Raw genomic sequence first — 13828 nt, forward strand, 5'->3', positions numbered from 1 at the left:
ATAAGTGATATTATTTCTATTTTCAGAGTATAGAATATTTTTACTGCATTAATAAGATTTGAAATAAGATACTCGATCGTTCCACTGCGGGAGTATCTTTCTTATTCGTGTTGTTGTATTAAATAAAATAAAAGTGTAATATATTAGGGGAATCAGATATGGGAGTTTCTTCTGTGGAGGCAGGGAATAAAGGTAAAAATATTCGCGTCCTTTCGTTGTTTTCCGGTTGCGGAGGTATGGACCTGGGATGGGAGGGCGGATTTTCGGTTCACAAGGATAGTTTGTGTGAAGCGAGGAACCCGGATTTTGTAGAGAGTAAAGGGAGGGGAGACTTCGTGAAACTGAAACCGACTCGTTTCGAATTGGTTTTTGCCAATGATATTTTGAAAGAGGCGAGGACTGCCTGGGTATATTATTTTAAAAAGTACGGCTATTCGCAGGAGATTTACAGGAACGAGAGTATCGTGGATTTAGTGAAACGTCACCGGTCCGGTGAGCAGGTTTTTCCGGAAGATGTGGATGTGGTGACGGGTGGGTTTCCTTGTCAGGATTTTAGCGTGGCCGGGAAGAGAAAAGGATTCGACTCCCGTAAAGACCATAACGGACGTATCATCGAGGGGGAGATGGCCACGGAGGAGACCCGGGGAAAGTTATACATGTGGATGAAAGAGGTCATTGAGATTACCAAGCCTAAGATATTTATTGCCGAGAATGTAAAAGGGTTAGTCAATCTTTCGAATGTTAAAGAGATCATCCAGCATGATTTTTCCATGGCTGACGAGCACGGGTATATCGTACTGGAGCCTCAGGTATTGCATGCCGCCGATTACGGCGTACCGCAATCCCGAGAGCGTGTGATTTTTATCGGTATTCGAAAATCGGCCTTGCGAGAAGAGGCTTTCCGGGCATTAACACGGAAAACAGTTCCGGATAATTATAATCCTTATCCGGGGGCGAGTCATGCTTTCCATGACGAGACGAATAGAGAGCTGGCTACACCACAAACTTTAGCCAAGGTATTTGCCGGTCTGAAAGAACCGGAGGAGAGCCGGGATCCTTCTCAGATGTATTATTCCCGGGCCAAATTTATGGGGACGCATTGCCAGGGACAGACCGAGGTGGATATTCGGGGCATTGGTCCGACGATCCGGGCCGAACATCACGGCAATATAGAGTATCGCCGCCTATCGAAAGAGCATGGAGGACAAATGGATAAAGAGTTGAAACGGGGATTGAAGGAGCGGCGCTTGACACCGAGGGAGTGTGCTTTGATACAGACCTTTCCGCCCGATTACGAATTCGTGATACCGAAAGAAGGGAAATCCCGTCAGTTCGTATTGAGTCCCTCTGCGGCTTATAAGATTATCGGGAATGCGGTACCTCCTTTGCTTGCTTATCATATTGCCAGGCGCATAGAATCATTGTGGGATCTTTATTTCAAATAGTATGAAATCTTTATGGTGTCAGGAGCCGGATATAAAAGCTTTTGAGCTTTTGATCGAGCAAATGCTTCAGGTGTTACGGACCGAAGCAAGAGAGCAGCCTGAGCACTACAAGAAACTTTTGGGTAACCGTTTGGAGGGGAAGGTGGCGGATGTCCTTCGGAAATGCGCCGTGGGTACACCGTTTGAAGATGATATAGAGTTGGTTTCGGGACAGCGCTTTCCCGATATCGTGATTCAAGGATACTTCGGCATAGAGGTCAAGACGACTCAGGCGAATCACTGGAAATCGACGGGAAGCAGTGTCGCCGAAGGAACCCGGGTGAACGGGGTGGAACGGATTTACATGCTGTTCGGTAAGATGTGCGAACCGGTAGAATTTAAATGCCGGTTGTATGAAGAGTGTTTGCCGGAAGTCGTTGTCACCCATTCGCCCCGGTATGCGATCGATATGAATTTGCTTTCGGGAGAGACGATATTCGATAAGATGGGTATTTCTTACGATGAATTGCGTCGTCAAACAACACCTATCCGTACTATTTTGAGCTATTATCGCTCCAAGTTAAAGCCGGGGGAAGAGTTATGGTGGTTGGATTCGGAATCGGCCTCGTCGGGGACGGGAATGGTGATCCGGTTATGGAATAACCTGACCCCGGAGGAACGGAATGTTTATATGATAAAAGGATTTTGTTTTTTTCCCGAATTATTAAGCAGTCATAAGGATAAGTTTAATCGTTTTGCCGTATGGTTGTCTACCCGTGAAGGTGTCGTGTGTCCTAACGTACGGGATGTATTCTCGGCAGGAGGGCAGGGGAGCATCATCTACCGGTCGGTTCGTTACGAGAGAGTGCCGAAGTCCGTTTGTCGTTTGTACGAGCATTTGCCGTTGATAAAGCAGTTTATCCTTTCGGCAGACGAAACGGAATGGATTGATTTTTGGGGAAACGATGTGAAGGGAAAAGGCAGGATTGCCTGCTGGATAGACCGGGTAACGGGGTATGTAGGGAAACAATTGGAAAACGGTTTCCCTATGCAGGAGTCATTGCGTGAAGTTTTATCCTCCGATTAATTCCTTTACGAAAAGAGTCGCGGGTGTTTTTTCTATCTCTTCCGGGGTTCCGTCTTGTTCGATTTTACCTTTGTTCATAACCAGTACGCGTGTTCCTAATTTCAGGGCTTCTTTGATATCGTGGGTTACGAAGACGATGGTTACTCCCAACTCGTTGTGGATGCGGATGATCTTGTTCTGTAACATTTTACGGGTGATTTCATCCACGGCCCCGAAGGATTCATCCATGAGCAGGATATTCGGATCGGCGGCCAGTGCCCGTGCAATACCAACCCGTTGACGTTGTCCTCCTGAGAGTTCGGCGGGATAACGATCGAGCATCTCCTCTTCCAAGCCCACCACCCGGATCAGTCGCTCCACGGCTTTTTTGTTTTTTTCTTTATCTTTATGATTCAAAAGGTTAGGTACATAGGCGATATTTTTGCGAATGGTCATGTGAGGGAAGAGGCCGATACCTTGAATCACGTAGCCGATATTTCTACGTAGCAGGGTTTGATTCTCTTTTGTGATATCTTTCCCGTTTACATAGACAGACCCGTAAGTGGGGGCCAGCAAGCCGTTGATGAGTTTCAACACGGTCGTTTTTCCGGAGCCGGAAGTACCGATAACGGTCAGAAACTCACCTTTTTTAATTTCTAAGTTGAAATCTTCCAACACCTGATGTTCCCCGTAGTTTTTAGAAACATGTTCAAACCGGATAACCGTTTCATTTTCCATGATTTTTGTTTTTTTTGATTAATCCTTTACTTTGTAGAAAATTAGCGGCAACGTCCCGCTCCGAGTTGCCGGCGATCTCAACCTGATAGTTCAGGTCAGCCATCTCTTGATCGGTCAGTATACCGTCCATCAACATGAGTATTTTCTTTAACTCCGGGTGTTTTTTTAATGTTTCCTCCCGGACGACCGTGGCGCAGTAGTATGTGGGGAAGAATCGTTTATCGTCTTCCAATACCGTCAGTTCGGCTCCGCTTAGCTGGCCGTCGGTTGTGAATATGTTCATCACATCGATTTTATTCGATTTGATCGCCTCGTATTTTAAACCGATGTCCATATCCATCGTCTTTTTAAATTTCAGATCGTAGAACTTGCATAGAGCATCGTATCCGTCGTGAATTTCAAAGAAATCGTATTCCGCACCGAATATGAATTGATCGGGATACCTGGTCAGATCGGAATAAGTTTTCAGATGGTATTTTCGAGCTTTGTCGTTACTTACGGCTAAGCTGTAAGCATTATTAAAGCCGTATCGACCGATCCAGTACAGGCGGTATTTATCGAGATACTCTTTTTGCAGGGCCGAATACAATTCGTCCGCGGGAAGCAACGAGTCTTTTTTCAGGATAACGAGCCATCCGGTACCCGTGTATTCCGGATAAAGGTCGAAATCTCCTTTTACGATAGCGGGATGGATATTGCTGGTTCCGCCTCCGATGCCTTTCGTGATTTTCACTTGTAAATCGGAATTTTCCTCTATGAGCAATCTCAACATTTCACCGAGAATGAATTGTTCCGTCATGGGTTTGGTAGCGATACGGATCGTATCGTCAGGCGTGTTGCAGCTATAAAGTAATATAAAACTTAGAGCTATGGCTATAAATGAATTTTTCATGGTCTATCAAATCAGTTTACGTTTTCTTTTGATGTATTTTTCGTAGCATCCTACTCCCCAGTCTGCGAATAGGGCCAGAACGGCAATCAGTAAACTGCCTGCTACGGTCATGGCCGAATTATTGGTCGTTATTCCCCGGTAGATGGCGACGCCCAATCCCCCGGCTCCGATAAAGGCCGCTATACCGGTTAAGGCAATGGTCATGACGACCATATTGCGAATGCCTGAAAGAATAACGGGGAAGGCAAGCGGAAGTTCTATCTTGTATAAGATTTGAAAGGGAGTGCTTCCCATTCCTTTGGCAGCTTCCGTGATCTCTTTGTCGATCCCCGTGATTCCCGTGTAGGTATTACGTACCATGGGGAGTAGGGCATAGACCGTCAGAGCGACGATAGCCGTTGTATTACCTATACCAGAGAAAGGAATTAAAAAACCGAAAAGGGCAATGGAGGGGATGGTATAGATGAAATTGGTAATTCCCAAGACGGTTGAAGAGCTTCGTTTATATTGACTGATGAAAATTCCTAATCCCAATCCGATGATAGTGGCCAACACGATCGAGATAACGGAGATTTCGATGTGTTGCAGGGTCAGGTTTAAAAAGAAATGCCATCGACCGACGTAAAGGTTATATAATTCTTTGATCATAGGTTGGTTTAGTTTAAAAATAGTATCCGATATTCATATTAAAACGAGCGTGCCAGGATTCGCTTGCCCCCCCGGGGCCGAAGCCGTTCCAATCGGGACCTAACCAGGCGTGATTTTTACCCAACGCGTAATCCACGTATAACCATACCGGACCGGCAACGACCAGAAGTCCTGTCACGTTTTGATAACTGTTTTTCAACAGTTTGTCCCACTTTTGCAGGCAACCAAAATCGTTATACACTTGTATTTTTTCGATTAGTTTCGAATCAATATTGAAGGTATACCCGGCACCAACCGTGTAGATGTTGGCTTTGGCGGCTACGAGATAGGGAGCTCCGTAGGCTGTCATCGTGATGACATTTCTCTCTTCTCCTTCTTTGTTTTTGGGATACATGGCATAGGTTGTCAACTGCGTTTTCAGGCTCAGATTTTTCCAGTATAGCTCATAATGTAGGGCCAAAGCGTAGTGAGTTCCGTTGTTGCGGGTGTCCAAATTGTAGAGTTGCCCGAATTCGGCGGATCCGCCGAATTTATTCAATGTATAGGTTCCCCATTTGTAGAAAGCCTGCAAATTGAATTGATTGATCTCTTTATTACGTCCTGCCACGTCATAACCGTATCGGTCGTCCGTCACCTCCGAATCCGAGCCGAACAGGAGTTCGTCGGCATTTTTAAAGAAGGCGATAGCATAGTCCCATTTTTCTCCCTTATGGACGAATTTGATTCCCATATCCGAATCGTCTTCCAGGCCCACGTAATAGGTGATTTGTAGAAAAAAGTTGTGAGAACCGATAGGTTGGATTCCGAACGGTACCCCGGTCAACCCGACTTGTATCTGATTTTTAGAATTGAACCGGTAACCGATCCAGCCGTATTTTAACATAGGCCCACCGTAGTCCTTGCTGTAAAAACGATAGTCTGCATCTAACAGAATATTTTTATAGGATCCGGCGAGTGTGAATCGTAATACATCAAAACCGAAATCTCCCCCTCTATCCCGGTGTCCCCGGTTCCAGTCCGAAAAATTGTAATTGAAACGCAAGGCTCCCCCTAATTTGAATTTAGGTTTCTCTTTTTCTGTCGCATACAGGGATAAGGTAAACAGTAACATGCAACTCATGAAATAGAAATATTTGTTTTTCATCATATAATATTGTTAATTGTTCTTGGAGAATTTAACGATATCGAGTAGGTTTTGTTACCCTTTTTTAAAAATAGACAAAGAAAAAACGCATTACACGCTTGTTTTACTATACATCCTGTTAAAACTATTTTCTATTATCACCGTTTAATCAATCCTATATGAATGTTTAAAATAATGACGATATGGATAAAAAATTTTTAAATTATACGGAATGGCAGGATACGGCCGATTTGGTACATCTTTTACTGCAAATGGTAGGGAAAGTAAAATTAGAGCGTTGTCACAAACGTCCGGAATGGGCACATGTACGTCTTTACATGACTTTGGACGGATTGTCTTCCGGGATTATACCTTGTAGTACCTCTCCTTTCGAGATTTTTGTCAATTTGAGAAAGCATCAGATCGAGATTCATAATGAGGAAGGAAAGAGTCATACGTTGCCATTGGAGGACGGTACGTCGATAGCCGTATATTATCACCAGTTTATGGATGCTCTCGAGCAGATCGGTGCGGCCACTGAGATTAATATAAAACCGCAAGAGTTTTATGATCCGATACCTTTTGACCAGGATAGAAAACATCATCACTACGATAAGGCTGCCGTTGAATTGTGGCTTCAGAATTTACTTTTTGCTTACGGGGCTATGAGGCAATTTCTTTCCGGTTTCCGGGGAAAGGTAGACGGTCCCGCGTATTATTTCGGAACGATGGATTTGACTTGTATCGTGTATAGCGGGGAATCGGCTCCTTTCGGTATGAATAAGTCGATTTCGGATCATGCTTTTGACGAACGGTATTTCGAATGCGGATTTTGGCCGGGAGATGTGAATTACGGAAAACCCGCTTTTTACGGTTTACCCTATCCTTTTATCGAGGATATTCAGGGACATGATGATATGCTTCATCCGGATAAAGCTTTCTTTCTTCCGGCTAAAAAGGAGTTTTTTTTAAATCTGGAGGATGTTTTTTCGTATAGTGATCCGGCGAATGCCGTGGTACAGTTTTGTAATTCCGGATTGACTATTTTTAATAAGTTGTCACCTTGGAAAAATTACGATTGGATAACCACTCCATTAAGTTATTCGAAATAGGCAAGGAAAATCCTTTTTTGTATATTGATTGATAAGACTTTATACGTTGTTTTATAACGATAAAGTCTTATTTTTATGTATATAATTCTTTTGAATTTTATTTGATTTTGCAATGGTTTGGGTTTGTTTTATAATTTATCTATCTTTAAGGCTATATAAATGTTTGCGGAAGTCGACCTTCGATGAAAGGGGGTCTGAGCGTGGTTACGGGGATTATATTTGGTAATAAAAGTTCTTTGATGTTTTGATAATAAACGAATTAAATAAAGTCGTCGACCTCCCGGTAAAATCTACGAATTAGGGGTCGACTGAAAAATACCCATGAAAAAGTACTGTTATGAAAGATTAATTTATTGATTGTTAGTTTGTTATATTGAAACCTATAACGGACTTTAATAGCACTACGGAAGACTTGAAATTTTGTCGCTCTGTATACTCCGAATACAAGAAATTCGACTTTAATAGCACTACGGAAGACTTGAAATGCTTTAACGATCGCATCGGGGAGCACGAAGTGACAACTTTAATAGCACTACGGAAGACTTGAAATGATATAGCACCTATTTTCTCGTCTTCAAAAAAATCAACTTTAATAGCACTACGGAAGACTTGAAATTGAGAAACCTGAACAATCGTAGGATTCGTACAAATCACTTTAATAGCACTACGGAAGACTTGAAATAAAGCCGTTCGGAATGTTCTTAAAGTTGTTCGTTTTAACTTTAATAGCACTACGGAAGACTTGAAATTACAAGCAGAAACCTTGAATCCAAACATATTCAAAAACTTTAATAGCACTACGGAAGATTTAAAAATATAAATCAGAATTAACTTCTAAACTTTTTTAGGACAAGACAAGCTTCTGATTCAGCTATCTTTAAATCGTCAATCTAAAATCCGAAATCGTAAATCTTTCAATCACAGAATCTCTTCATTTGCAATTGAGAGGGCTGAACCCTTCGGGGCGGGACGTTTCCGTCGGTCATGTAGCCGTTTTTCGTTCACTACCCTCCGGGACTCGCTTCGCTCAAACAATCCGTCGGTTGGCCGTTCCTCAAACCGGACACGACGCTCGCCGTTCACTATTGATGCCCCTTCGTTTTTAGCCCTTCCCCCTTAATCCTCAATCACTCAATCACTGAATCCTTTAATCCCCGAATCCCTTGATTCTTTAAATCGTCAATCTAAAATCCGAAATCGTAAATCTTCCAATCACAGAATCTCTTCATTCTTTTAATCTACAATTAAGATGTATCTTTAGGAGAGTTTTTCGTAAAAGGAGGATGAAGTTTTATTTTTTATTATTTTCTTTACAAGATTTTTCGGAAAGGAATAGGGTATGGAATGGTTAAATGGAATATTAGCTGAACATTCTGTTATACAGGCTGTTATTGTCGTTTCGTTGGTTTCGGCCATAGGATTGGTATTGGGTAAAATTACGCTTTGGGGCGTATCGTTGGGAGTGACGTTCGTGTTCTTTGCCGGAATCATGGCAGGTCATTGGGGATTGACGATCGATCCGCAAATGTTGAATTACGCGGAGAGTTTCGGGTTGATCCTTTTCGTGTATGCTTTGGGACTGCAGGTGGGGCCGGGTTTCTTCGCCTCTTTGGGTAAATCCGGAATACGATTGAACCTATTGGCTATGACGGTGGTCATTTTAGGAGTGGTCATGACGTTATTGTTTCATTGGACGGCAGGAGTTTCTTTGCCGGATATGGTCGGAATATTAAGCGGGGCCGTGACCAATACACCCGCTTTAGGAGCTGCCCAGCAGACGTTGAAACAGATCAATGATCCCGCTTATTTATCTTCCGATCTGGCTTTGAGTTGCGCTGTGACTTATCCTTTGGGTGTTGTCGGTGTAATTATAGCCTTGATTATGATTCGGAAACTGTTTGCCTCCCGTATATTTTTTAAACGGGGGGACGAAGATAAAACCAAGAAGACCATTATTGTCGGTTTCCGGGTGAGTAATCCGGGAATCTTCAATAAATCGATAAAGGATATTGCTAAATTGTTGTCCAAAAGATTCGTTATATCGAGGCTTTGGAGAGAAGGGAGGGTAATTATTCCGGCCTCCGATACGATTGTGGAGGACGGGGACCGGATCTTGGTGATTACAACCGAGAGCGAGGTGAAATCCCTGGAGATTGTTATCGGTGAATTGGATAGTCAGGATTGGAATAAAGAGGATATCGATTGGGATGCCATCGACAGTCAATTGGAGTCTCATCGGATTGTGGTTACCCGTTCGGAGATCAACGGGAAGAAATTAGGGGCATTACGTCTGAGAAACCAGTACGGTATCAATATTACCCGTATTTACCGATCGGGGGTAACCCTGTTACCGACACCCGATTTGACGCTTCAGTTAGGAGATCGATTGACCGTGGTGGGGGAAGCTGCTGCCATTGCTAATGTGGAAAAAGTACTCGGAAATGCCGTGAAAGATTTGGACGAACCGAATTTAGTCTCGGTTTTTGTCGGTATGGTTGTCGGTTTGCTTTTGGGTTCCATACCTTTGGCGATACCGGGAATCAGCTTTCCGGTAAAATTAGGATTAGCCGGGGGACCGATTGTTGTCGGGATTCTCGTGGGGGCATTCGGCCCTCGGATTCATATGATTACTTACACTACCATTAGTGCCAACCTGATGTTGAGAGGGTTGGGATTGTCCATGTATTTGGCGTGTCTCGGGTTGGATGCGGGCGTTCATTTTTTCGATACCGTTTTCAGGCCGGAAGGCTTGTTGTGGGTGGGTTTGGGATTTGCGATCACCTTTGTTCCCGTGGTGTTGGTGGCTATCTTATCCGTTAGCGTGATAAAAGTGGACTTCGGTTCGGTTGCCGGGATGTTATGCGGCAGTATGTCCAATCCGATGGCCCTGAATTATATAAACACTACCATCGATGGGGATACTCCATCTGTTGCATATGCTACCGTCTACCCGTTGACGATGTTTGTTCGGGTGATCATGGCCCAGGTAATCCTAATGCTTTTCTTGTAATTGCGCTGTTCTGTGTTATTGTACTGATTTATCCGGATTTTTTCGGCTGGTATCATAGATAACGGCGGAATAAAAACGTGAAAAAGTGCTGTATTTTTTAATAAAATGCTCTTTTTTTTAAATGTAGAAAGTTGTATACTTGTATGAAAGAAAAAAGAGGAATGAAATCAATTTACGAGGCGATCGGACAGGCGGGAAGCGAGGAGCTGGTGACCGTTTTGTTGCGTAAGGAAAATGTTCGCGTAGAACGAATTGTTTCCACGGGGCAGGTATCTCCCGAAGGTTTTTGGTATGACCAGGAGGAAAACGAGTGGTTGATGATCGTACAAGGAGAGGCCGTGTTAAATGTGGAGGGAGAATGGAAGGAACTAAAGCAAGGGGACTATTTATTTTTGCCGAAACATTGTAAACACCGGGTAGAGAAAACGGGAGAAAAACCTCCTTGTATCTGGTTGTGTCTGTTTTGGAAGTAAGCGTCGGGGTTGAAACTAAACCCGGATAATAACGTATAGTAAAATCAAGGAAAATCAATATGTCAGATCATTTAGGTCATATCAGGGAAACCTATCAGGTATTAGGAATGAGTTGTGCTTCATGTGCCGTGAGTGTGGAGTCGACTTTAAGTGCCCAGAAGGGAGTGCGGGAAGCAAGGGTTAATCTGTCGAATTCAACCGTGTTCGTTGAATTTGATCCGCAGATAGTTACGCCGGATGAGTTGCGGAAGGCCGTAGAGGCTGCCGGTTATGAATTGGTGATAGAAAAACAGGATGATCCGGAGGAGGCTGGACGTTTGCAAAGGGAGGAATATCTTTCGTTAAAGCGAAAGACTACCGGAGCGATATTGCTTGCCATTCCTGTTTTTGTGATCGGAATGTTTTTTATGCATATGCCTTACGGAAATTGGATCATGCTTGCCTTTACTTTGCCCGTGATGCTCTTTTTCGGGCGTGATTTTTTCGTGCATGCCTATAAACAGTTCCGGCATGGCCGGGCCAATATGGATACGCTGGTGGCCGTGAGTACGGGAGTTGCTTTTCTTTTCAGTTTGTTTAATACGATTTGGCCTGAATACTGGACTGAACGGGGATTGGAGGCACATGTTTATTATGAGGCTGCAGCCGTTATTATTGCTTTGATTTTATTGGGCCGGCTATTGGAAGCAAGGGCCAGGTTCAGTACTTCTACCGCTATAAAGAAATTGATGGGATTACAGCCGAAAACCGTGGTGAAGATCGAAGGGGATGGCCGGGAGGTGGAGATCCCCATCAAAGAGGTGTCGGTCGGAGATGTCTTGGTCGTTAAACCGGGCGATAAAATTCCGGTGGATGGAAGTGTTACGGGGGGAGTTTCGTTTGTGGACGAGAGTATGATCACGGGCGAGCCCATTCCGGTGGAAAAAACATCCGGTAGTGTTGTCTACGCGGGAACCATTAATCAGAAGGGAAGTTTCAGATTCCGGGCCGAAAAAGTCGGGAACGAGACTATATTGGCCCATATCATCAAAATGGTACAGGAGGCGCAAGGAAGTAAAGCTCCGGTACAGAAATTGGTGGATAGGATTGCCGGAATATTCGTTCCCGTTGTTATGGGAATAGCCGTGCTGACCTTTGTGATCTGGATGCTTGTAGGGGGTGAGGAGGCGTTTACCCATGCCTTGCTGACTTCAATTACTGTATTGGTAATTGCTTGTCCCTGTGCGTTGGGATTGGCCACCCCGACCGCCATTATGGTCGGAATAGGTAAGGGAGCCGAGAATAATATTTTAATTAAAGATGCGGAGGGGTTGGAGATGATGCATCTGGTAAACGCGATCGTATTGGACAAAACGGGAACGATTACGGAAGGGCAACCGGTCGTCACCGATATGAGCTGGAGAGGGGAGGATAGACGGGAGGTGTACCGGGGTATTTTATCCGCGATCGAGCGTCGTTCGGAACATCCTCTGGCGGATGCTGTGGTAGAGTCGTTGAGGGCAGGTTCTGTTACGGATATCGAGGTAAAGGATTTCGAAACGAGCGTGGGGAAAGGGGTTATAGCCTACGCAGGGGGAGAGGTTTATGGTGTAGGTAATCGTAAGTTATTGGAGGATATGCATGTCGCTTTGACCGGAGAGGAAGATGTTTTGGCATCCGGTTGGGAGGAAGAGGGAAAAACGGTCGTATTTTTTGCCGGACGGGAAGGAGTTATTGCCGTTATCGCTATTGCCGATAAGATCAAAGTTACTTCCGGGCAAGCTATAAAGACATTGCAGCGGATGGGAGTGGAGGTTTATATGCTGACCGGAGATAATACGCGTACGGCTCGGCGGGTGGCGGATATTTTGGGCGTTCATCGTTTTAAATCGGAGGTAATGCCCTCGGATAAGGCTGATTTTATCCGGGAGTTGCAGCAGGAGGGAAAAATCGTGGCTATGGTCGGCGACGGTATAAACGATTCGCAAGCATTGGCTCAAGCCGACGTGAGCATCGCTATGGGAAGAGGGTCGGATATCGCTATGGATGTGGCTGAGGTGACTTTGATTACTTCCGATTTGAATGTACTTCCGAAGGCGATAAACCTGTCTGTACAGACCGTAAGGACGATTCGGCAGAATTTGTTCTGGGCTTTTATTTATAACGTGATCGGAATACCTTTGGCCGCTGGTGTATTGTATCCTTTTACCGGTTTCCTTTTGAATCCGATGATTGCTGCGGCGGCTATGGCATTCAGTTCAGTTTCGGTCGTAACGAACAGTTTACGCATTAGATTTAAAGGTTTGTAAAAAATTAAAATGAGAGGGTATGGAAAAAAAATTCAGATTTAGAACAACATTGAAATGCGGAGGTTGTGTAGCTAAGGTTACCCCTTTGTTGAACAGTTTAAAGGATGTGACCGAATGGTCTGTTGATTTGAATTCTCCGGACCGGGTATTGACGGTAACATTGAAAACCGGAGATACGGATTCCGTGATGAAGGCTGTTTCCGGTGTCGGGTATAAGATTGAGGAGTTGAGGTAGGATGCTGGTCCTGTTATCTCCGGCCAAGACCATGAATATGTCTTTGGTCGAACAAGACATACCCCATACGACACCGTTATATGCCGCCGAAGCCGAATTTCTTGCGGAACGGATGCAAAAGTATTCCGTGATCGAGCTGGCTCGTTTGCTTAAGGTAAGCGATAGGTTGGCCGAAGAGAGTTTTCAACGTTATCGGCGTTTCGGGTCCTTGTCGAGTCCTCGTAAACAAGCCATCATTGCTTACGACGGAACGGTTTTTAAGGCTATGGATACGGCCTCTTTTACCGATGCCGATTTCGAATACGCTCAGGAGCATGTGCGTATCGTGTCGACTTTATACGGTTCGGTACGTCCTTTGGATTTGATTCAGGCTTATCGTATCGCTTATACGTTGAAATTGGATAAGGTAGAGGGAAAAAATTTGTATGATTACTGGCGACCCAAATTAACCCGGCTTTTGATCGAAGACGTTCGTAAGGCCGGCGGTATTCTCGTGAATTTAGCCAGTTTGGATATTCTGGGAGCCTTACGAATGGATCAAATCAACGAGGAGGTAAGGGTGATTACTCCTGAATTTCAGGAGTTCAGAAACGGAAAATGGGAAACCGTCCGTACTTATGCCAAGATGGCCCGGGGAATGATGACGGGGTATATCATACGGGACCGGATCGAAGATCCGGAGGATTTAAAGTCTTTCAGTTGGAAAGGATTTGCTTTCGATACGGATCTGTCCGACGAGCGGCACTATATTTTTACCCGAGAAAGGTATTGAATTCGGGAACAAAACGATGGGTTTTGTAGTATATAGAGCACAAACCA

The 13828-nt window shown here is 44.4% G+C and carries 13 protein-coding genes and 1 CRISPR repeat array; of the genes, 9 read left to right on the forward strand and 4 right to left on the reverse strand.

The window, feature by feature from the left end; genetic code table 11:
* Positions 1 to 158 precede the first annotated feature (158 nt).
* Together DMB45_RS02060 and DMB45_RS02065 are read left to right on the forward strand one after the other, a co-directional pair.
* Entirely contained in the window at positions 159 to 1445 is a 1287-nt protein-coding gene (locus tag DMB45_RS02060; protein ID WP_041503721.1) for a DNA cytosine methyltransferase, read from the forward strand.
* Between the two features lies 1 nt (position 1446).
* Positions 1447 to 2511 (forward strand): hypothetical protein, encoded by a 1065-nt coding sequence (locus tag DMB45_RS02065; RefSeq protein WP_041503720.1) that lies wholly within the window; start codon positions 1447 to 1449, stop codon positions 2509 to 2511.
* Here the strand turns inward: DMB45_RS02065 and DMB45_RS02070 are convergent.
* The 4 genes from DMB45_RS02070 to DMB45_RS02085 are packed head-to-tail and all read right to left on the reverse strand — an operon-like array spanning position 2497 to position 5915.
* Complete coding sequence (locus DMB45_RS02070; protein WP_110688388.1) at positions 2497 to 3228, reverse strand: ATP-binding cassette domain-containing protein; 732 nt, start codon at positions 3226 to 3228, stop codon at positions 2497 to 2499. The two genes, DMB45_RS02065 and DMB45_RS02070, sit on opposite strands and share 15 nt — an antisense overlap.
* Complete coding sequence (locus DMB45_RS14795) at positions 3218 to 4120, reverse strand: glycine betaine ABC transporter substrate-binding protein (protein ID WP_041503718.1); 903 nt, start codon at positions 4118 to 4120, stop codon at positions 3218 to 3220. The genes DMB45_RS02070 and DMB45_RS14795 overlap by 11 nt, the downstream gene beginning before the upstream one ends.
* A gap of 6 nt (positions 4121 to 4126) precedes the next feature.
* A complete protein-coding gene (locus DMB45_RS14800; RefSeq protein WP_041503717.1) occupies positions 4127 to 4768 on the reverse strand; it encodes an ABC transporter permease in 642 nt (213 codons plus the stop codon).
* A gap of 13 nt (positions 4769 to 4781) precedes the next feature.
* Positions 4782 to 5915: a hypothetical protein gene (locus DMB45_RS02085; RefSeq protein ID WP_235375077.1), complete on the reverse strand. Its 1134-nt coding sequence runs from the start codon at positions 5913 to 5915 to the stop codon at positions 4782 to 4784.
* A 179-nt stretch (positions 5916 to 6094) separates the two neighbouring features.
* Here DMB45_RS02085 and DMB45_RS02090 point away from each other — a divergent pair, with 179 nt between their 5' ends.
* The 7 genes from DMB45_RS02090 (at position 6095) to DMB45_RS02115 (ending at position 13781) form a co-directional block, all read left to right on the forward strand.
* Positions 6095 to 7003 (forward strand): DUF5996 family protein, encoded by a 909-nt coding sequence (locus DMB45_RS02090; protein WP_041503716.1) that lies wholly within the window; start codon positions 6095 to 6097, stop codon positions 7001 to 7003.
* A 389-nt stretch (positions 7004 to 7392) separates the two neighbouring features.
* Positions 7393 to 7818: a CRISPR direct-repeat array (repeat unit 30 nt; unit sequence ACTTTAATAGCACTACGGAAGACTTGAAAT).
* 120 nt (positions 7819 to 7938) lie between these two features.
* Positions 7939 to 8109 carry a hypothetical protein gene (locus DMB45_RS14675; protein WP_160289146.1) on the forward strand — a complete coding sequence of 57 codons (171 nt, stop codon included), beginning with the start codon at positions 7939 to 7941 and terminating at the stop codon, positions 8107 to 8109.
* A 233-nt stretch (positions 8110 to 8342) separates the two neighbouring features.
* A complete protein-coding gene (locus DMB45_RS02095) occupies positions 8343 to 10013 on the forward strand; it encodes a putative transporter (RefSeq protein WP_041503715.1) in 1671 nt (556 codons plus the stop codon).
* A 143-nt stretch (positions 10014 to 10156) separates the two neighbouring features.
* Positions 10157 to 10486, forward strand: a complete 330-nt coding sequence (locus tag DMB45_RS02100; protein WP_041503714.1) for a cupin domain-containing protein — start codon at positions 10157 to 10159, stop codon at positions 10484 to 10486.
* A gap of 59 nt (positions 10487 to 10545) precedes the next feature.
* Positions 10546 to 12774 (forward strand): heavy metal translocating P-type ATPase, encoded by a 2229-nt coding sequence (locus tag DMB45_RS02105; protein WP_052634670.1) that lies wholly within the window; start codon positions 10546 to 10548, stop codon positions 12772 to 12774.
* A 19-nt stretch (positions 12775 to 12793) separates the two neighbouring features.
* Entirely contained in the window at positions 12794 to 13009 is a 216-nt protein-coding gene (locus DMB45_RS02110; protein WP_041503712.1) for a heavy-metal-associated domain-containing protein, read from the forward strand.
* 1 nt (position 13010) lies between these two features.
* The gene (locus DMB45_RS02115; RefSeq protein WP_041503711.1) at positions 13011 to 13781 is read left to right on the forward strand and encodes a YaaA family protein; all 771 of its coding nucleotides are present in this window, start codon (positions 13011 to 13013) and stop codon (positions 13779 to 13781) included.
* The last annotated feature ends 47 nt before the right edge of the window (positions 13782 to 13828 follow it).

It is taken from the genome of Sanguibacteroides justesenii (genome assembly GCF_003204205.1).
Classification (GTDB): Bacteria; Bacteroidota; Bacteroidia; order Bacteroidales; family Marinifilaceae; genus Gabonibacter; species Gabonibacter massiliensis.

What these genes read in the sequence shown, in the direction of transcription:
- DMB45_RS02105 (WP_052634670.1), top strand. Translation starts at nt 10,546, where the DNA reads ATGTCAGATCATTTAGGTCATATCAGGGAAACCTATCAGGTATTAGGA.
- DMB45_RS02110 (WP_041503712.1), top strand. Translation starts at nt 12,794, where the DNA reads ATGGAAAAAAAATTCAGATTTAGAACAACATTGAAATGCGGAGGTTGT.
- DMB45_RS02060 (WP_041503721.1), top strand. Translation starts at nt 159, where the DNA reads ATGGGAGTTTCTTCTGTGGAGGCAGGGAATAAAGGTAAAAATATTCGC.
- DMB45_RS02115 (WP_041503711.1), top strand. Translation starts at nt 13,011, where the DNA reads ATGCTGGTCCTGTTATCTCCGGCCAAGACCATGAATATGTCTTTGGTC.
- DMB45_RS14800 (WP_041503717.1), bottom strand. Translation starts at nt 4,768, where the DNA reads ATGATCAAAGAATTATATAACCTTTACGTCGGTCGATGGCATTTCTTT.
- DMB45_RS02095 (WP_041503715.1), top strand. Translation starts at nt 8,343, where the DNA reads ATGGAATGGTTAAATGGAATATTAGCTGAACATTCTGTTATACAGGCT.
- DMB45_RS14795 (WP_041503718.1), bottom strand. Translation starts at nt 4,120, where the DNA reads ATGAAAAATTCATTTATAGCCATAGCTCTAAGTTTTATATTACTTTAT.
- DMB45_RS02070 (WP_110688388.1), bottom strand. Translation starts at nt 3,228, where the DNA reads ATGGAAAATGAAACGGTTATCCGGTTTGAACATGTTTCTAAAAACTAC.
- DMB45_RS02085 (WP_235375077.1), bottom strand. Translation starts at nt 5,915, where the DNA reads ATGATGAAAAACAAATATTTCTATTTCATGAGTTGCATGTTACTGTTT.
- DMB45_RS02065 (WP_041503720.1), top strand. Translation starts at nt 1,447, where the DNA reads ATGAAATCTTTATGGTGTCAGGAGCCGGATATAAAAGCTTTTGAGCTT.
- DMB45_RS02100 (WP_041503714.1), top strand. Translation starts at nt 10,157, where the DNA reads ATGAAAGAAAAAAGAGGAATGAAATCAATTTACGAGGCGATCGGACAG.
- DMB45_RS02090 (WP_041503716.1), top strand. Translation starts at nt 6,095, where the DNA reads ATGGATAAAAAATTTTTAAATTATACGGAATGGCAGGATACGGCCGAT.